Source organism: Pseudomonas fluorescens group sp. PF-1, assembly GCF_054481335.1.
The window spans coordinates 1,919,070-1,938,125 of the sequence record NZ_JBTMNG010000001.1 but is presented as its reverse complement, the minus strand read 5'-3'; the positions used below and the strand labels follow the sequence as shown (position 1 = coordinate 1,938,125).

General features: G+C 60.6%; 15 protein-coding genes. 2 read left to right on the top strand and 13 right to left on the bottom strand.

Annotation, left to right across the window (positions count from 1 at the left end; translation table 11 throughout):
• Positions 1-8: 8 nt before the first annotated feature.
• From ACX3YD_RS09200 to leuC, 13 genes are all read right to left on the bottom strand, one after another.
• Entirely contained in the window at positions 9-569 is a 561-nt protein-coding gene (locus tag ACX3YD_RS09200; RefSeq protein ID WP_458959733.1) for a CvpA family protein, read from the bottom strand.
• A 98-nt stretch (positions 570-667) separates the two neighbouring features.
• Complete coding sequence (locus ACX3YD_RS09195; RefSeq protein ID WP_047531230.1) at positions 668-1,327, bottom strand: SPOR domain-containing protein; 660 nt, start codon at positions 1,325-1,327, stop codon at positions 668-670.
• On the bottom strand, positions 1,311-2,618 hold the full coding sequence (gene folC, locus ACX3YD_RS09190) for a bifunctional tetrahydrofolate synthase/dihydrofolate synthase (protein ID WP_458959732.1): 1,308 nt from the start codon (positions 2,616-2,618) through the stop codon (positions 1,311-1,313). Before folC ends, ACX3YD_RS09195 begins: the two co-directional genes overlap by 17 nt.
• On the bottom strand, positions 2,615-3,535 hold the full coding sequence (accD, locus tag ACX3YD_RS09185; protein WP_047531234.1) for an acetyl-CoA carboxylase, carboxyltransferase subunit beta: 921 nt from the start codon (positions 3,533-3,535) through the stop codon (positions 2,615-2,617). Before accD ends, folC begins: the two co-directional genes overlap by 4 nt.
• A 191-nt stretch (positions 3,536-3,726) precedes the next feature.
• Complete coding sequence (locus ACX3YD_RS09180; RefSeq protein WP_458959731.1) at positions 3,727-4,341, bottom strand: phosphoribosylanthranilate isomerase; 615 nt, start codon at positions 4,339-4,341, stop codon at positions 3,727-3,729.
• 63 nt (positions 4,342-4,404) lie between these two features.
• Complete coding sequence (truA, locus tag ACX3YD_RS09175; protein WP_047531238.1) at positions 4,405-5,229, bottom strand: tRNA pseudouridine(38-40) synthase TruA; 825 nt, start codon at positions 5,227-5,229, stop codon at positions 4,405-4,407.
• Between the two features lie 172 nt (positions 5,230-5,401).
• The gene (locus ACX3YD_RS09170) at positions 5,402-8,017 is read right to left on the bottom strand and encodes a FimV/HubP family polar landmark protein (protein WP_458959730.1); all 2,616 of its coding nucleotides are present in this window, start codon (positions 8,015-8,017) and stop codon (positions 5,402-5,404) included.
• Positions 8,018-8,222: 205 nt separating this feature from the next.
• Positions 8,223-9,233 (bottom strand): aspartate-semialdehyde dehydrogenase, encoded by a 1,011-nt coding sequence (locus ACX3YD_RS09165; protein ID WP_458959729.1) that lies wholly within the window; start codon positions 9,231-9,233, stop codon positions 8,223-8,225.
• Between the two features lie 182 nt (positions 9,234-9,415).
• A complete protein-coding gene (asd, locus tag ACX3YD_RS09160; RefSeq protein ID WP_047531244.1) occupies positions 9,416-10,528 on the bottom strand; it encodes an aspartate-semialdehyde dehydrogenase in 1,113 nt (370 codons plus the stop codon).
• A 68-nt stretch (positions 10,529-10,596) separates the two neighbouring features.
• Complete coding sequence (gene leuB, locus ACX3YD_RS09155) at positions 10,597-11,679, bottom strand: 3-isopropylmalate dehydrogenase (RefSeq protein ID WP_090463676.1); 1,083 nt, start codon at positions 11,677-11,679, stop codon at positions 10,597-10,599.
• A 65-nt stretch (positions 11,680-11,744) separates the two neighbouring features.
• A complete protein-coding gene (locus tag ACX3YD_RS09150; RefSeq protein WP_103402725.1) occupies positions 11,745-12,512 on the bottom strand; it encodes a class I SAM-dependent methyltransferase in 768 nt (255 codons plus the stop codon).
• A 78-nt stretch (positions 12,513-12,590) separates the two neighbouring features.
• Entirely contained in the window at positions 12,591-13,235 is a 645-nt protein-coding gene (gene leuD / locus ACX3YD_RS09145; protein WP_047531250.1) for a 3-isopropylmalate dehydratase small subunit, read from the bottom strand.
• An 11-nt stretch (positions 13,236-13,246) separates the two neighbouring features.
• On the bottom strand, positions 13,247-14,665 hold the full coding sequence (gene leuC, locus ACX3YD_RS09140) for a 3-isopropylmalate dehydratase large subunit (protein ID WP_458959728.1): 1,419 nt from the start codon (positions 14,663-14,665) through the stop codon (positions 13,247-13,249).
• Between the two features lie 147 nt (positions 14,666-14,812).
• On the opposite strand from leuC, the gene ACX3YD_RS09135 reads away from it, so the two are divergent.
• On the top strand, positions 14,813-15,703 hold the full coding sequence (locus tag ACX3YD_RS09135; protein ID WP_047531254.1) for a LysR family transcriptional regulator: 891 nt from the start codon (positions 14,813-14,815) through the stop codon (positions 15,701-15,703).
• A 66-nt stretch (positions 15,704-15,769) separates the two neighbouring features.
• Positions 15,770-19,048, top strand: a complete 3,279-nt coding sequence (locus ACX3YD_RS09130; RefSeq protein ID WP_103402723.1) for a PAS domain S-box protein — start codon at positions 15,770-15,772, stop codon at positions 19,046-19,048.
• The last annotated feature ends 8 nt before the right edge of the window (positions 19,049-19,056 follow it).

Here is a 19,056-nt window from a genome sequence, read left to right as displayed (position 1 = left end):
AACACAACTCACTGAGGCGTTTTCGCCGTCGGCAAGAGGTGCTCCTTGAACGGTATTTCAGCGGGTACGCTGATACCGCTGGCAAGCCACTGACTGCTCCACCCGAGAATCAGGTTTTTGGACCAGTCTGCGACCAATAAAAACTTTGGCACGAGTTGGGACTCTTCCCACCACCCGTCCTGCTGTACCGGCCCCAGGCTCAACAGCCCGACCGCCACGACCACCAGCAACACGCCACGCGCGGCACCGAAGGCCATGCCGAGGAATCGATCGGTCCCGGAAAGCCCGGTGACGCGTACCAACTCGCCGATAAGATAATTGATCATTGCGCCTACGATTAACGTGGCGACAAACATGATGGCACAGCCCGTGATCACACGGGCCGACGGCGTTTCGATGTATCCGGCGAGGTACTCGGACAATGCGCCACCGAACATCCAGGCAACGACTCCTGCGATGATCCAGGTCACCAGCGACAGCGCTTCTTTGACGAAGCCGCGGCTCAGACTGATCAATGCGGAGATGGCGATGATTGCAACGATCGCCCAGTCAACCCAGGTAAATGGCACAGTGCAGCCTACAGACGGATAAGGCGGCGCATTTTAGCAGAGCCCATGCTTATCGGTAAGCTGCGATTGTCAGTGCATTTCAAATCGAGGCGATAGATTTAGCCGCGCTCAGGCTGAAAACGCACCACAAAACCCTTGAGGTTTTGCTGGCGGTTCAACAAATCGCGCAGGCGATCGGCCTCGGCACGCTCGATCAGCGGACCGACAAACACCCGATTTTTGCCATCGGTGGAACGGATATAGGCGTTGTAGCCTTGGCTGCGCAGGGTTTTCTGCAGCTTTTCCGCACTTTCGCGATTAGCCAGGCTGGCCAGTTGCACCGACCAGCTGATCGACAGGCCATTGGCGTCGACACGGCTTTGCGTGGTGTCCGGCTTGCCCGGAGCGGCCGTGATTGGCTGGGCAGGTGCGGTCGCAGGCTTGGCGGCCAGCGCCGGAGCAGGAGCGACCGGTTTTACGGCCGGAACCGGCAAGGCGGGTACTTTCGGCGCGACAGGTGGCGTTGGCTTGGCTTCCTGGGCAATCTCATCGTCGCTGGGCACCGGCTCCTGCGGCAAAGCCTGGGGCTCAGGCACGACCACCGGTTCAACCTGCACTTGTGCCATCGCCGGCGCTTGCGGCGCAGTCGGTGCCTCGACAGTCACCTGGCGCTGCTCATCCTGACGGGAAAACAGCATTGGAAGGAAAATCACGGCCAGCGCGACCAGAACCAGGGCGCCGACCATGCGCTGTTTGTAAGCCTTATCCAGCAATGCCATTTGCCGCTTCCTCCGTGGAGCGCCGAGCCAACCACTCAAGGGCCTCGGCGACACAATAAAATGATCCGAACAACAGAATTTCATCGTCGCTCGTCGCCAGCGCACACTGCCCTTCCAGGGCGGCGGCCACGCTGTCATAGGACGTTACTGAAGCGCCGCGCTTATGCAGCGCTTCGCGCAAATCGGCCACTGGCCGCGCCCGAGGCGAATCCAGTGGCGCGACAGCCCAGTGCTCGACACTAGCACTCAACTCAGCAATGACGCCATCCAGATCCTTGTCCGCCAGCAACCCGAACACCGCCAGACGCTTGCCAGCCAGTGGCCGACTGGCCAGACGCCGGGCCAAATACTCCGCTGCATGGGGGTTATGCCCCACATCCAGCAACAGGTTAAGACGTTTGCCCTGCCAATCGAACGACCGACGATCGAGACGACCGACCACCCGCGTCGCCTGCAGCGCCTGAATAATCTGCGCAGCCACCCACGGCAGCCCGAGCAACAGATAAGCCTGTAACGCCAGCGCGGCGTTTTCCATCGGCAGATCAAGCAACGGCAGATCATGCAGCTCGACCACGCGCCCCTGAGCGTCCAGACCTCGCCATTGCCAGTCGTGATCGATGATACCGAGATCGAAATCGCGCCCGCGCAGGAAAAACGGGCATTTAAGCTCTCGCGCTTTATCCAGCAGGGGCTGTGGAGGATTCAGGTCGCCACAGAGCGCGGGCGCGCCCTGGCGGAAGATACCGGCCTTCTCGAAGGCCACGGACTCACGGGTATCACCGAGATAATCCGCGTGATCGACCCCGATACTGGTGACCAGTGCCATGTCGGCGTCCACCACATTGACCGTGTCCAGACGTCCGCCCAGCCCCACCTCCAGCACCACGGCATCGAGCCCGGAGCGCTGGAACAGCCAAAACGCCGCCAGGGTGCCCATCTCGAAATAGGTCAGGGAAGTGTCGCCGCGCCCCGCCTCGACCGCCGCGAAGGCTTCGCACAGTTCGGCGTCAGTGGCTTCAACGCCATTGACCTGCACCCGCTCGTTGTAACGAAGCAGGTGCGGAGAGTTGTAGACACCGACTTTCAGGCCCTGGGCCCGCAGCAAAGAGGCCACGAACGCACAGGTCGAACCCTTGCCGTTGGTGCCGGTGACCGTGATCACCCGAGGCGCCGGCTTGCCCAGCCCCATGCGGGACGCTACCTGTTTCGAGCGCTCAAGGCCCATGTCGATGGCCGAGGGATGCAACTGCTCGAGGTAGGCGAGCCACTCGCCAAGGGTACGTTGGGTCATACGTTGGCTGGCACCGGCGGAACTACGATTGGCTCGATGGGGGTTGCGACGAACTTGGGCGTCGGCAGGCCCATCATCTGTGCCAACAGGTTGCCCAGGCGCGGACGCAGCTCCTGACGGTGAATGATCATATCGATGGCGCCGTGCTCCAGCAGGAACTCGCTGCGCTGGAAGCCTTCCGGCAGTTTTTCGCGCACGGTCTGCTCGATCACGCGTGGGCCGGCAAAGCCGATCAGCGCTTTCGGCTCACCGACGATGACGTCGCCGAGCATCGCCAGACTGGCCGAAACACCGCCGTAGACCGGGTCGGTCAGCACGGAGATGAACGGAATGCCTTCTTCACGCAGACGCGCCAGCACCGCGGAGGTCTTGGCCATTTGCATCAAGGAGATCAGCGCTTCCTGCATCCGCGCACCACCGGAGGCGGAGAAGCAGATCATCGGGCAGCGGTTTTCCAGCGCGTAGTTGGCAGCGCGCACAAAGCGCTCGCCGACGATGGCGCCCATCGAACCACCCATGAAGGAGAATTCGAACGCCGAAACCACCACAGGCATACCCAGCAAGGTGCCGCTCATGGAGATCAGCGCATCTTTTTCGCCAGTCTGCTTTTGCGCAGCAGTCAGGCGATCCTTGTACTTCTTGCCATCACGGAACTTCAGTCGGTCAACCGGTTCCAGGTCCGCCCCCAGTTCGGCACGGCCTTCGGCGTCGAGGAAAATGTCGATACGGGCGCGTGCGCCGATACGCATGTGGTGATTGCACTTGGGGCAAACGTCCAGGGTCTTTTCCAGCTCCGGACGATACAACACAGCCTCGCAAGACGGGCACTTGTGCCAAAGACCTTCAGGCACCGAGCTCTTCTTGACCTCGGAACGCATGATCGAAGGGATCAGTTTGTCTACTAACCAGTTGCTCATGCTTTCTTTCTCCAGTACCGGCGGCCCGAACGCTCTGGTTCGCAGCCCCGTGTATGCCCTTGAGCTAAATTCATGTGTGCGGCGATGATCAGTCGATGGCCGGGTCAGCGAGACGTGACCTGCGTACCACCCAACAACCCTCAGCCTTTTTGTACAGAGCAGTGGACGGCGGCAGTCTGCCAGCCGTCACATCAACGTAGCGCGTTGATGAATGCCCGAATCTTCGCATGATCCTTGATGCCCTTGCTCTCCTCTACCCCACCGCTGACATCCACCGCATACGGGCGGACCCGGTCAACTGCCTCGGCGACGTTATCCGGGGTCAGGCCTCCCGCCAGAATAATGGGCTTGCTCAAACCTTGCGGTATCAGTGACCAGTCGAACGCTTCGCCGGTTCCACCGGGTACACCTTCGACATAGGCATCGAGCAAGATGCCGCTGGCACCCGGATAGGCGTCGCAGGCTGCCGCAATGTCATCACCGGCCTTGACCCGCAGCGCCTTGATGTACGGGCGATGCCAGCTTTCACATTCTGCCGCGCCTTCGTCACCATGGAACTGCAACAGATCCAGCGGTACAGCCTCGAGGATTTCTGCCAACTCTTCGCGACCGGCGTTGACGAACAGGCCCACGGTGGTGACGAATGGCGGCAACGCCTTGATGATCGCGCGCGCCTGCTGGCAGGTCACCGCCCGCGGACTCTTGGCGTAAAACACAAACCCGATGGCATCGGCCCCGGCCTCAACCGCCGCCAACGCATCTTCTATGCGGGTAATCCCACAAATCTTGCTGCGAACGGCTGACATGTCGATAAAACCCCACGGCAAATCCGAGAAAGTCCCGGATGGTAACAAAAGCGTTCGAGGGCGTCAGCCGTCAAGTTCGGTGAAACCGGTCAGGAAATGCGGGCCGATGTAACGCTCGGGCAATTCGAACTCGTCGCGGTACTCGACCTGCACCAGATACAGACCAAACGGGTGAGCCGTCACCCCGCCTGAACGGCGGATTCGGCTCTCCAGCACTTCCTTCATCCACTCCACCGGGCGTTCGCCGGCCCCAATGGTCATCAGCACACCAGCAATGTTGCGCACCATGTGATGCAGGAAAGCGTTGGCGCGGATATCCAATACGATCATTTTGCCATGACGGGTGACGCGCAGATGATGCAGCTCCTTGATCGGCGACTTGGCCTGGCACTGACCAGCGCGAAAGGCACTGAAGTCATGGATACCCACCAGGTACTGCGCGGCCTCGGCCATGCGCTCGACGTCCAGCGGACGGTGGTTCCAGGTGATTTCTTCGTTCAGGTGCGCCGGGCGGATCTGATCGTTGTAGATCACGTAGCGATAGCGCCGGGCAATGGCCTTGAACCGCGCATGAAAATGCGCCGGCATGACTTTGGCCCAACTGACACTGACGTCGTGCGGCAAGTTGATATTGGCGCCCATGACCCAGGCCTTCATCGAGCGCTCGACCGGCGTATCGAAATGCACCACCTGTCCGCAGGCATGCACACCGGCATCGGTGCGCCCTGCGCACAGCAGCGACACAGGCGAGTCGGCGACTTTCGACAAGGCGTTTTCGAGGGTTTCCTGCACCGTGAGCACGCCGGAGGCCTGGCGCTGCCAGCCGCGATAGCGCGAGCCTTTGTATTCAACGCCCAACGCGATCCGGAAAAAGCCGTCGGCCGCCATTTCGGCGGTCGGGTTATCTATATTTGCCAAGGAGTGACAGCCTGCTGATGTACGCGAAGGCGGGCATTATAAAGCCGTGGGACGTGGATACCAGTACAACAGCATTGCCCCGCGATAAAACAAAAACGGCAGCCTCACCGGGCTGCCGCATTGTTTACCAAGAGCCGATCACTCAGGTCAGACGCGCCAACATCTCCTTGGCTTCGCTCTTCTGGCCGTCATCACCTTCTACCACCACCTCATTGAGGATATCCCGGGCGCCGTCGTTGTCACCCATATCGATGTAGGCCTGGGCCAGATCGAGCTTGGTGGCGACTTCGTCGGTGCCGGAAAGGAAATCGAATTCCGGCTCGTCTTCGGCAGAAGCCAAAGCGTCTTGCTCCGTGAATGTCGGCTCACCGATGCTGCCAGACAAGCTTTCCAACTCGGCGTTGACGTCATCCAGCTCCGCGGCGAAAGCATCCGGCGCATCCATTTCTTCAGCCAGCGACAGATCAAAATCGGCCGGCAGCTCCAGATCATCCAATGCCAACTCGGGGGCTGCCGGTGTTTCGACGACCGGCAAATCCTTCACGCCTTCGTCCAGGTCGAGCAGGAAGTCATCTTCAGCCAACGCCGCTGTCGACGGCTCCGCACCAAGATCCATGTCCAGATCGAACTCCGACAGGTCGTCGAGGTTTTCCTTGATCTCAGCCTGCTGCTGCAACACCGACCCGAAACTCAGGTCATCGTCCAGAGGGAAATCTTCCAGATCGGCCACAGTCGACGCTTCAGGCTCCGGCGCAGGCGTAATGACTGCTGGAGTAATGTTTTCCAGGTCATCCAGGCTCAGATCGAAAGCGCTGTCGAAATCATCTTCGACCGGAGCCGGCGCTGGCTCTGGCTCTGGCTCTGGTGCTGGCGACTCGTCCTGCAACAGGTCCTTGACGTACTGTGCGTCCATTTCGGCCGCGACCGCTGCGGCGGCGATACCTCCGGCAGCAATCAGCGCCATGGCCGGGAAACGGCTCTTCAGTTTTTCGACCTGGGCGAAATTGTCGCCGTTGGCCACCAATTGGCGCTCCTGGGCAACGAACGCATCGCGATCGCCTTGCTGGCCGTAGACCTCCATCAACTTCAGGCGCAGATCACTGCGCTGAGGCTCTTGCTTGATGCCCTCTTCCAGCAGGGCTGCAGCCTGATTCAGACGGCCGGCGCCGATGTGCGACTGGGCTTTGTCCAACACGTCGTCCGAGCGGTCGGCGGCTGGCGCCACCAGTGGCGCGGCGATGGGTGGCGTGACCACAACCGGGGCCGGAGCCGGAGCGGGCGCAGGAGTCGGCGCGGTGGCCAGTTTTACGCTCGGAGGGGGAACCTCCAGGCCTTCGAAACTGCTTTCCGGCAGGTCAAGATCGGCAGAAAACGGCTGCTCCTCTGCCAGGGCGCGGGCCATGCGCAAGTGTTTCTCGGCTTCTTGCTGGGCTTTGCGACGACGGGCCAGCAACAGCAACAACAGCATCACAACCAAGGCCCCGCCACCGGCCAGGCCCAACAACCAAGGATTAGTCAGTAGCTCGTTGAATTGCTTGTCGTCAGAAGCTGCCGGGGTCGGTTCGACAGGTGTCTCGGCCGGAACGGGCGCCGGAACCGCTGCAGGCGTCATTTCGGCTGGCGCTGGCGCAGCATTAGGCGTCAGTTCAGCCGTCATCGCCGGCGCAGGGGCAGCAGCCGGCGCCGGGGCACCCGCTTCCCCTTCAGCCTGCAACTTGGCCAGCTGATTGTTCTTCAGTTCGATCAGACGCTGCAGTTTGTCCATCTGACTTTGCAGATCAGATATGCGGCTTTTCAGCTCTGCATTGTCACGGCGGGTGGTGTCGAGGCTTTCCTGAGTCACCGCCAGCTTGTTGTTCAAGGCTTTCGCATCGCCTGCGGCGCCTTTGCCACGGGCCTTGCCCGACTCGGCCGAGACCAGGCTCAGGTTGTCCCGAGCGGGCTGCGACGAAGTCGCTTCACCACGACCACGCTTGGTGGCATCGAGTTGCTGCTGCCCCGCAGCCGGCTTAGCGACATAGCGACGCCCCTGACGCCACGCAGTGTTCTGTGCAGCGACTTCGGCAATCGCCTTGGATTGCCGCATGCTGGTGCTTTGCGCCTGATCGGGCATACGCAGCACCTGCCCGGTTTTCAGCCGGTTGATGTTGCCGTCGATAAAGGCATCCGGGTTCAGCGCCTGGATGGCCAGCATGGTTTGTTGAATCGAACCGCCGTTACGCGCCTTCGCCGCGATTTCCCAGAGGGTATCGCGCGGCGTAGTGGTGTATTGGGAAGGTTTGGTCGCACCGGTGACGGGCGCGGTCACACCCTGAGTCGGCGTGGGCTGTGCGGCTGCTTCAGCGGTTTGCGGCGAGAATTTGGACGGGTCGAGCAAAACGCTGTAATCACGCAGCAGTCGACCGTTGGGCCACATCACCTGAACCAGGAATTTCACCATAGGTTCGGAGAGCGGCTTGCTGGAAGTGACACGCAGGATGCTTTTACCACCGGCACTCAGCACCGGAGTGAAGGTCAAGTCGTTGAGAAACGCCTGGCGGTCGACACCGGCCTTGGCGAAATCTTCAGGTGAAGCCAGGCTCGGCACCACTTCGGCAGCGGTGAGCTCCTTGACGTCGAGCAATTCGATTTCTGCCACCAACGGCTGGTTCAGCGTCGATTTCAGGGTCAGCTCCCCAAGCCCGAGGGCATGCGCCATACCGGAGGACAGCGCCGAGGCGGCCGCTATTGCTAACACCAGTTTGCGAACTTGAACCATAGCTCATCCTTAGTTTGAACATTCCTCGGCCAGCGAGAAGGTGTTGATAGCCGCTGCCGTAAGGCATTGCGCGGCGGCGAGAGGTCGCCGCGCGCGATCGTTTCATGCATGCCCCGGAAAGCCCCACAGGGTGGCTCGCCTTCAGCATTCCTGCCAAGCATAGCGCTGGGCCGGAACCATTCGAAAAATTGTTGCCAAGTATCTTTTACAGCAGGTCTTTTATCAACAACTCAGCCAGCTGCACAGCGTTGAGCGCGGCGCCTTTGCGTACGTTATCTGACGTCAGCCACAAATTAAGTTCCGACAGGTCGTCGATACCCTGACGTACCCGACCAACGTAGACCACATCCTGCCCTACCGCGTCACCTACCGCCGTCGGGTAATCACCGGCTTCAACCAGCTCGATGCCCGGGGCGTCTTCCAAAGCGGCGATGACTTTAGCCAGGTCAATCTCACTCGCTGATTGCAGACTGACACTAAAGCTATCGCCAAAAAATACCGGGGCTTGAATGCAAGTCACGGAAATCTTCAATGAAGGCAGGGCCATGACCTGGCGCAACTCACGCACCAGGCGCTTTTCCAGCAGCGTATGACCTCGCTCGTCCGGCTTGCCGACCTGGGCCAACAAATTGAACGCCATCTGCCGATCGAAAAAGGTCGGCTCCAATGGGCGCACGTTAAGCAACTCGGCGGTCTGCCGGGCCAGCTCGGTCACGGCCTCGCGGCCCTGGGCGGAAACCGCCAGGCACGCGGTCAGGTTAATGCGCTGCAAATCGATCAAACCCAGCAACGGCGCCAGCACCACCGCCAGCGTCGTAGCCGAAGGGCTCGGGCTGCTGATCCGGAATGGCTTTTTCAGGCCGACCAACACCTGCGCGTTGGCTTCCGGCACGACTTGCGGTGCCTGGTCGGCCGGCAACGCGCCGGACAGGTCAATGACCGAGCAACCGGCAGCCGTGGCGCGCGCGGCAAAACTCAGGGTCACGGCCGGGCCGGCGGCGAAGAACACCAACTGGACTTTGCCGAAGTCGAACTCATCGACTTCCCGCACCCGAACGTTCTTGCCACGAAAAGGCACCGAGTGCCCGGCGGATTCGCTACTGGCCAGCAAGTGCAGGTTGCCGACCGGAAAGTCGCGCTCTTCAAGAATCTGTACGAGCGTCTCGCCGACAGTACCGGTGGCGCCGATCACGGCAATATCGAAGGACTGGCTCATGGTTCTACCTCAGGCGAAACGGGGGAGCGGCACTTTACCGGGTGGTGGGGATGCAGGCAATTATGTGGCGTCTGTTCTGCCCGCGATCACGGAACATCAGGCACCTCATCAACATCTGGCGGCCTGGAATAAAAAAACCCGCGCCTCTTTCAAGGCACGGGTTCCTTCACAGCTTCAATCGATCAACGCTCAAGCAGGATCCGCAGCATGCGACGCAGCGGTTCGGCCGCGCCCCAGAGCAGTTGGTCGCCGACGGTGAACGCACCGACGAATTGCGACCCCATGTTCAACTTGCGCAGACGACCGACCGGCACATTCAGGGTACCCGTGACCTTGGTAGGACTCAGCTCCTGCATGCTGATCTCGCGGTTGTTCGGCACCAGCTTGACCCAAGGGTTGTGCTGGCTGATCAGCCCTTCGATATCGGCGATCGGCACGTCTTTGTTCAACTTGATGGTCAGCGCCTGGCTGTGGCAACGCATGGCACCAATGCGAACGCAGATGCCGTCGACCGGGATCGGGCTCTTGAAGCGACCGAGGATCTTGTTGGTCTCGGCCTGGGCCTTCCACTCTTCACGGCTCTGGCCGTTAGGCAGCTCTTTGTCGATCCACGGGATCAGGCTGCCGGCCAGCGGTACGCCGAAGTTTTCGGTCGGGTACGCGTCGCTGCGCATGGCTTCGGCGACACGACGGTCGATGTCGAGGATCGCGCTCGCCGGGTCGGCCAGTTGATCGGCCACCGCTGCGTGGGTCGCACCCATTTGCTTGATCAGTTCACGCATGTTCTGCGCGCCGGCACCGGACGCCGCCTGATAGGTCATGGCGCTCATCCACTCCACCAGGCCAGCTTCGAACAGACCGCCCAGGCCCATCAGCATCAGGCTGACGGTGCAGTTGCCGCCGATATAGTTCTTGGTGCCCGCATCCAGCTGCTGGTCGATGACCTTGCGGTTGACCGGGTCCAGGACGATGACCGCGTCATCCTGCATGCGCAGGCTGGAAGCGGCGTCGATCCAGTAGCCCTGCCAGCCGGCTTCGCGCAGTTTCGGGAAGACTTCACTGGTGTAGTCACCACCCTGGCAGGTCAGAATCACGTCGAGGGTTTTCAGCTCTTCAATGCTGTAAGCGTCCTTGAGCGGAGCAATGTCCTTGCCCACGGACGGGCCTTGGCCACCGACATTGGAAGTGGTGAAAAACACCGGCTCGATAAGATCGAAATCCTGCTCTTCCAGCATCCGCTGCATGAGCACGGAACCGACCATACCGCGCCAACCGATCAGACCTACACGTTTCATCGCAACTACACCTTCTTGAAAAGTGGGCCGCTGCTTTCGGGGATGAAAGTGGCAGCGGGCCCGAGAGATTACAGATTCCGCAGCGCGGCGACTACTGCGTCACCCATTTCCTGCGTACCGACTTTAGTGCAACCGGCCGACCAGATGTCGCCCGTACGCAACCCCTGGTCCAGCACCAGGCTGACGGCTTTTTCGATGGCATCGGCTGCGGCCTGCTGGTTGAAGCTGTAACGCAGCATCATCGATACCGACAAAATGGTCGCCAATGGGTTGGCGATGCCTTTGCCCGCGATATCCGGCGCCGAACCGTGGCACGGCTCGTACATGCCTTTGTTGTTGGTGTCCAGGGACGCCGATGGCAGCATGCCGATGGAGCCGGTGAGCATCGAGGCCTGGTCGGACAGGATATCGCCGAACATGTTGTCGGTGACGATCACGTCGAACTGCTTCGGCGCACGCACCAGCTGCATTGCGGCGTTATCGACGTACATGTGGCTCAGTTCGACTTCAGGATAATCCTTGGCCACTTGCTCGACCACTTCACGCCACAGCTGGCTGGAGGCCAGTACGTTGGCCTTGTCGACCGAGCACAGTTTCTTGCCGCGGACCATGGCCATGTCGAAACCGACACGGGCGATGCGGCGGATTTCGCTTTCGCTGTACGGCAGGGTGTCGTAGGACTGACGCTCGCCGTTTTCCAGGGTGCGGGTACCACGCGGGGCGCCGAAATAGATACCGCCAGTCAGCTCGCGAACGATCAGGATGTCCAGGCCGGAGACGATCTCTGGCTTCAGGCTCGAAGCTTCGGCCAGTTGCGGGTACAGGATCGCCGGACGCAGGTTGCCGAACAGGCCCAGTTGCGCACGGATTTTCAGCAGACCACGCTCAGGGCGGATGTCACGCTCGATGGTGTCCCATTTCGGGCCGCCAACGGCGCCCAGCAGCACGGCATCGGCTGCGCGGGCACGTTCCAGGGTTTCATCGGCCAACGGCACGCCGTGCTTGTCGATGGCGGCACCACCGATCACGTCGTGGCTCAGCTCGAAGCCCAGGGCGTACTTGTCGTTGGCCAGTTCCAGCACCTTGACCGCTTCGGTCATGATTTCCGGGCCAATACCGTCACCCGGGAGAATCAGAATCTGCTTGCTCATGCTTTCCTCATGTCATCAGTCGGTGCACCCTGGGGCGCGCCCGGAAAAAATCTATCGATCGGTACCTATCTTTCTACAAACAGCACCAACACATCCGTGCTGAACGAACCATCGGCCTCAATCTCGAAATATTCGCGTACTTCGTTGCCCATTGACTGTTGCAACTCGCGGATCGCCGCACGCATCACCTGTGGCGTGCGCATGCGCTCGACCCAGGAGTTGTACTCCAGGCGCAGGCGCTGCCGCGTGGTGCTACGGGTGTGCAGCCCCGCTTCGCTGATCTGGCGCAACCATTCACCGGCGGAATAATCACGCACATGGCTGGTGTCACGCAGCACTTCGACGCTTTGCAGGTAAGTGTCGAACAACGGGCTGCCCGGTGACAACACATCGATGAACGCCGCCACGCCACCCGGTTTCAACACCCGACGCACTTCCCGCAGGGCCAGGCCGAGATCGCTCCAATGGTGGGCCGAATAGCGACTGAAGACGAAATCGAATTCACCGTCGGCAAACGGCAAGCGTTCGGCGGCGCCATTGACCGTGGACACGTTGCTCAATCCACGATCAGCGGCGGCTGCGGCGACCACGTCAAGCATCTGCTGCGACAGGTCGTAAGCCACCACTTCCTTGACCAGCCCAGCCACGTGAAAACTCACATGACCGGCACCGCAACCCAGGTCCAGCACGCGGGCATCGCCCTGCCCCGCCAGTTCGGCCTGTAGCAGCGCAAATTCAGTGCCTTGAGCGTGTACGGCGCTGCTCAGGTAGGCCGAAGCCTGTTCACCGAATTGCTTTTGGACTACCTGGCTGTGCTGGGCGGTGCTGGTCATGGTGACTTCCTTTTAGTCTTGTGGCGCCTGTTCCGGCCTCATCGCGGGCCGGCGCTGACTACAAAAATCTCGAATCAATCAAGCGTCGCGAAACAACCAAGGCTGGCTCGCACGGTGCTTGGTTTCAAACGCCGCAATCGCGTCGCCGTCCTGCAAGGTCAGGCCGATGTCGTCCAGGCCATTGAGCAGGCAGTGTTTGCGGAAGGCGTCGATTTCGAAGCTCAGGACCTTGCCGTCCGGGCGGGTCACGGTCTGGGCTTGCAGGTCGATCTGCAACTGGTAGCCCGGATTGGCTTCGACCTGCTGGAACAGTTCGTCGACTTCGGCATCGCTCAAGATGATCGGCAACAAGCCGTTCTTGAAGCTGTTGTTGAAGAAGATGTCGGCATAGCTCGGCGCGATGATGCTGCGGAAACCGTACTCTTCCAGGGCCCACGGCGCGTGTTCACGGCTGGAACCGCAACCGAAGTTCTCGCGGGCCAGCAACACGCTGGCGCCTTGATAACGCTCGGCGTTGAGGACGAAGTCCTTGTTCAGCGGGCGCTTGGAGTTGTCCTGATACGGCTGCCCCACATCCAGGTAGCGCCATTCATCGAACAGGTTCGGGCCGAAACCCGTGCGCTTGATCGACTTCAGGAATTGCTTCGGAATGATCTGGTCGGTGTCGACGTTGGCACGATCCAGAGGCGCGACAAGTCCAGTGTGCTGGGTAAAAGCTTTCATGCTGCGCTCCTTTAGATCAATTCACGGACGTCGATGAAACGACCGTTCACGGCGGCGGCCGCGGCCATGGCCGGGCTCACGAGGTGGGTACGGCCACCCGCGCCCTGACGGCCTTCGAAGTTACGGTTGGACGTCGAGGCGCAGTGTTCGCCGGACTCCAAACGGTCCGGGTTCATCGCCAGACACATCGAGCAACCCGGCTCACGCCATTCGAAACCGGCTTCGAGGAAAATCTTGTCCAGGCCTTCAGATTCAGCCTGCGCCTTCACCAGACCCGAGCCCGGCACGACGATGGCCTGCTTGATGGTCGAGGCCACTTTGCGGCCCTTGGCAATGACGGCAGCCGCGCGCAAATCTTCGATCCGCGAATTGGTGCAGGAGCCGATGAACACGCGGTCCAGTTGAATGTCAGTGATCGCCTGATTGGCGGTCAGCCCCATGTATTTCAGGGCGCGCTCGATGGAGCCGCGCTTGACCAGGTCCATTTCCTTGGCCGGGTCCGGCACGTTCTGATCAACGGCCAAAACCATCTCAGGCGAGGTGCCCCAGCTGACTTGCGGCTTGATCTGGGTCGCGTCGAGCTCGACCACGGTATCGAACACCGCGTCGGCATCCGACACCAGGTCTTTCCAGGCTTCGACCGCCAAGTCCCATTCAGCGCCTTTCGGGGCGAATGGACGGCCCTTCACGTAAGCCACGGTTTTTTCGTCGGCTGCCACCAGACCTACGCGAGCGCCAGCCTCGATGGACATGTTGCAGATAGTCATGCGCCCTTCGACGGACAGGTCACGAATCGCGCTACCGGCGAATTCGATGGCATGGCCGTTACCACCGGCGGTACCGATCTTGCCGATCACTGCGAGCACGATGTCCTTGGCGGTCACGCCAAACGGCAATTGGCCTTCGACGCGCACCAGCATGTTTTTCATTTTCTTGGCGACCAGGCACTGGGTGGCCAGCACGTGCTCGACCTCGGAGGTGCCGATACCGTGAGCCAGGGCACCGAAGGCGCCGTGGGTCGACGTATGGGAGTCGCCGCAGACCACGGTCATGCCCGGCAACGTTGCACCCTGCTCCGGGCCGATGACGTGAACGATGCCTTGGCGCACGTCGTTCATCTTGAATTCGACAATGCCGTATTCATCGCAGTTGTCGTCCAGGGTCTGGACCTGCAGGCGCGAGACCTGGTCAACGATGGCGTCGATGCCGCCCTTGCGCTCCGGCGTGGTCGGTACGTTGTGGTCCGGGGTGGCGATGTTGGCATCGATGCGCCAAGGCTTGCGCCCGGCCAGACGCAGGCCTTCGAAGGCTTGCGGCGAGGTCACTTCGTGAATGATGTGACGGTCGATGTAGATCAGCGCAGAACCATCGTCGCGCTGCTTGACCAAATGCGAATCCCAGAGCTTGTCGTAGAGCGTTTTGCCGGCCATCAGACGTTTTCCTCATCAGCTTGTTTCTATGCCCCGGGCTTTGATATCTCAATAACCCCTTGGCTTGTGAGGCTGATCCTATGGGGTTACATTAAATAACTCAAATTCATATTTTTTATGCTTTGGATAACCAACTGGAATACAACCATGGACCTGGCCAACCTCAATGCCTTTATTGCCATCGCCGAGACAGGAAGCTTCTCCGGCGCCGGCGAGCGCCTGCACCTGACCCAACCCGCCATCAGTAAACGCATCGCCGGGCTGGAGCAGCAATTGAAGGTGAGGCTGTTCGATCGACTGGGTCGTGAAGTCGGCCTGACCGAGGCAGGCCGCGCGCTGCTGCCGCGTGCTTATCAGATTCTGAACGTACTGGATGATACTCGCCGCGCCCTGACCAACCTCACCGGCGAAGTGACCGGCCGTCTGACCCTGGCCACCAGTCACCACATCGGCCTGCACCGTTTGCCTCCGTTACTCAGGGAGTTCACTCGACGCTACCCCGACGTCGCGCTGGATATTCAATTCCTCGATTCGGAAGTGGCCTACGAAGAAATCCTTCATGGTCGTGCCGAATTGGCCGTCATCACCCTGGCGCCGGAACCCCACGCACTGGTCAAGGCCACGCCGGTGTGGGACGACCCGCTGGACTTCGTGGTCGCGCCGGAGCATTCGCTGCTCAATAATGGCCCGGTCAGCCTGGCGGACATTGCCCGGCATCCGGCGGTGTTCCCCGGCGGCAACACGTTCACCCACCACATCGTCCAGCGCCTGTTCGAAGCCCAGGGGCTGACGCCGAACATCGCCATGAGCACCAATTATCTGGAAACGATCAAGATGATGGTGTCGATTGGCCTGGCCTGGAGCGTGTTGCCGCGCACCATGCTCGACGATCAAGTTGCACGAATACCCCTGCCGGGCATACAACTGTCTCGCCAGCTAGGCTATATCCTGCACACAGAACGGACGCTATCGAATGCAGCACGGGCCTTCATGGCCCTGCTGGATGCTCAAATCGATCTGCCAGGGATTCAGGGTTAACTTGTGCTACTGCTATAGAGCCGCAAATTCCTGTGCAAAATGCCCAAATCAGCCTAAGGCTTGCCAATGCCGAAATCTGTTGACCGTATTCCGCCGATGCCGCGTATTCAGGCACTTGATCCACAACGATCCGAGCAGAGCTGGGAAAGTGCCCCCCAATTGTTGGCCGCCCTGAACGGCGCCCGGCTGGGTGCCTGGTATTGGGACATCGAACGCGGGCAGATCAGTTGGTCACGGGGTACTCAGGCGCTGTTCGGCTTTGATCCGCGCCAACCGTTGCCCGCCGATCTGGAATACCTCGATTTGCTGCCGCCGGAAGACCGGGCGAAAACCATTCGTGCCTTCCATGCCGTGATCGCCGGCGCACCGCTGGAGCAAGCGATGCACCACCGCATTCGCTGGCCCGACGGCAGCCTGCACTGGCTGGAGATCAACGGCAGCCTGCTGCCGGACAAAAATGGCCGTCCACGCATGATCGGCGTGATTCGCGAGATCACCCACCAACGTCAGCGCGAGCAGGCGCTGAGCAGTTCGGAGAAGCGGTTCGCCACCCTGTTCCATCTGTGCCCGAACATGGTGTTGCTGACACGCCAGGAAGACGGCCTGATCACCGAAGCCAATCAGTATTTCGAAAGCCTGTTTGGCTGGCCGGTGCAAGACGCGATCGGCCGCACCACCCTGGAGTTGGGCCTTTGGGTGAACCCCGAACAACGCACGACACTGGTCAAAGCCACCAAGGCCAAGGGCGAACTGATCAACATGGAGGTGCAGTTTCGCGCCAGCAATGGCCAGATCCACGACGGCATCCTCAGCGCACAAAAGGTCGAGCTCGAAGGCCAGCCGTACCTGTTGAGCACCTTCCTCGACACCACCGAACGCAAAGCCGCCGAGCACGCCTTGAAAGACAGTCAGGAACGCCTCGACCTGGCACTGGATTCGGCGCAGCTGGGCACTTGGGACTGGCACATTCCCAGCGGCATGCTTTACGGTTCGGCCCGCGCCGCCCAACTGCACGGGATGGATGCGAAGCCTTTTCATGAATCTTTCGACGAATTTTTCGAAGGGGTTCCCGGCGAAGAACGCGACAACATGCGCGACGCTTACCGCAGCTTGCGCGAAGGCCCGGCGGGCAACTATCAACTGACTTACCGCGTACAACTGGAAGACGGCACTTCACGCTACCTGGAAAGTCGCGCCCGGCTGTACCGCGATGAAAATGGCGCGCCGCTGCGCATGGCCGGGACCCTGCTGGACATCACCGATCAAGTCGAACGCGAGCAACAGCTGGTGGCCTCCGAAGAGAAATTCGCCACCCTGTTCCAGGTCAGCCCGGACCCGATCTGCGTCACCCGCCAGGACACCGGTCAGTTCATCGAGATCAATTCCAGTTTCACCCAGACCTTTGGCTGGGGCACCGCCGATGTGATTGGCCGCAGCGCTGACGAAATCGGCCTGTGGGACGCCTCGGCCAAAAGCCTGCAGCGCATCGAACAGGTAATCCGCGAGCAAAGCCTGAATAACGTGGCCATCCTCGTCCAGCACAAGGACGGGCAGTCTCTGACCTGCGTGATTTCCAGCCGTCAGATCAACGTCGGCGAGCAGCCATGCATCGTCACCACGTTACGCGACATCACCCAGCAACAACGCTCGGAAGCAGCGCTCAAGGCCAGCGAAGAGAAGTTCGCCAAGGCGTTCCACTCAAGCCCCGACGCCATCACCATCACCGAACGCGACACCGGCCGCTATCTGGAGGTCAACGACGGTTTCTGCCGCCTGACCGGCTACCGCGCCGACGAAGTGATCGGGCGCACGGTGTATCAGGTCGGAATCTGGGCCGAAGAAAAACAACGCGCGGCATTGCTGGCTGAACTGCAGATCAAGGGCCGGGTTCACCATCAGGAAATGCTCGGGCGCAACAAGCGCGGCGAGTTGTTGACGGTGGAAGTGTCGGTAGAACCGATCAACCTGAACGAAACCGCGTGCCTGCTGCTGACCGCCCGAGACGTCAGCTTGCTGAAAAACGCCGAAGCGCAGATCCGCCACCTGGCGTACCACGACCCATTGACCAACCTTCCCAACCGCGCGCTGCTGATGGACCGTTTGAGCCAGCAGATTGCCCTGCTCAAACGCCACAACCTGCGCGGCGCATTGATGTTTCTCGACCTTGATCACTTCAAGCACATCAACGATTCCCTCGGCCATCCGGTGGGCGATACGGTGCTGAAGATCATCACCGCACGCCTGGAAGCCAGTGTGCGCATGGAAGATACTGTCGCGCGCCTGGGCGGCGACGAATTCGTCGTCCTGCTCAGCGGTCTCGAAGGCTCGCGCAGTGAAGTCAGTGAGCAGGTGCGCGAACTGGCTGACACCTTGCGCGAACTGCTGTCAGAACCGATGTTCCTCGATGGCCAGCGCCTGCAAGTGACGCCGAGCATTGGCATTGCACTGATTCCTGATCATGGCTCCACGCCGACGGATTTGCTCAAACGCGCTGACATTGCCCTTTATCGCGCCAAAGATTCGGGGCGCAACATCGCGCAGATGTATCACAACACCATGCAGAAGGCCGCGAGCGAGCGCCTGCGCATGGAGACCGATCTGCGCCTGGCGCTGTCCCGGGGTGAGTTTCGCGTGCACTACCAACCCCAGCTCGACGCCCGGAATAACCGTATCGTCGGTGCCGAGGCCCTGGTGCGCTGGACCCACCCCGAACTCGGCGCGCAATCGCCAACCGAATTCATCAAGGTGCTGGAGGACAGCGGGCTGATCCTGGAGGTCGGCACCTGGATTCTCGACGAAGCCTGTCAGGCCTTCCGGCAATTGATCGCCAATCGCCTGATTGACCCGCTGAACTTCAGCCTGTGCGTCAACATCAGCCCAAGGCAGTTCCGCCAGAACGACTTTGTCGAACGCATCGAAAACAGCCTCGCCAGCCACGGCCTGCCCTGCTCGCTGCTGAAACTGGAAATCACCGAAGGCATCGTCATCCAGAACCTGGAAGACACCATCAATAAGATGCGCCGCCTGAAAAAACTCGGCGTGAGCTTCGCCATGGACGACTTCGGCACCGGTTACTCCTCGCTGACCTACCTCAAGCGCCTGCCGGTCGACACGCTGAAAATCGACCAATCGTTCATCCGCGACGCCACCACCGACCCCAACGACGCCGAAATCATCCGCGCCATCGTCGCCATGGCGCGCAGCCTGGAATTGAAGGTGATCGCCGAAGGCGTGGAAACGCCGGAGCAACTCGCGTTCTTGCAAGGGCTGGACTGCCATTTCTACCAGGGTTACCTGCACAGCCAGCCGTTGCCGGTGGAGGAGTTTCAGAAACTCCTGAGGTAATCAGATCT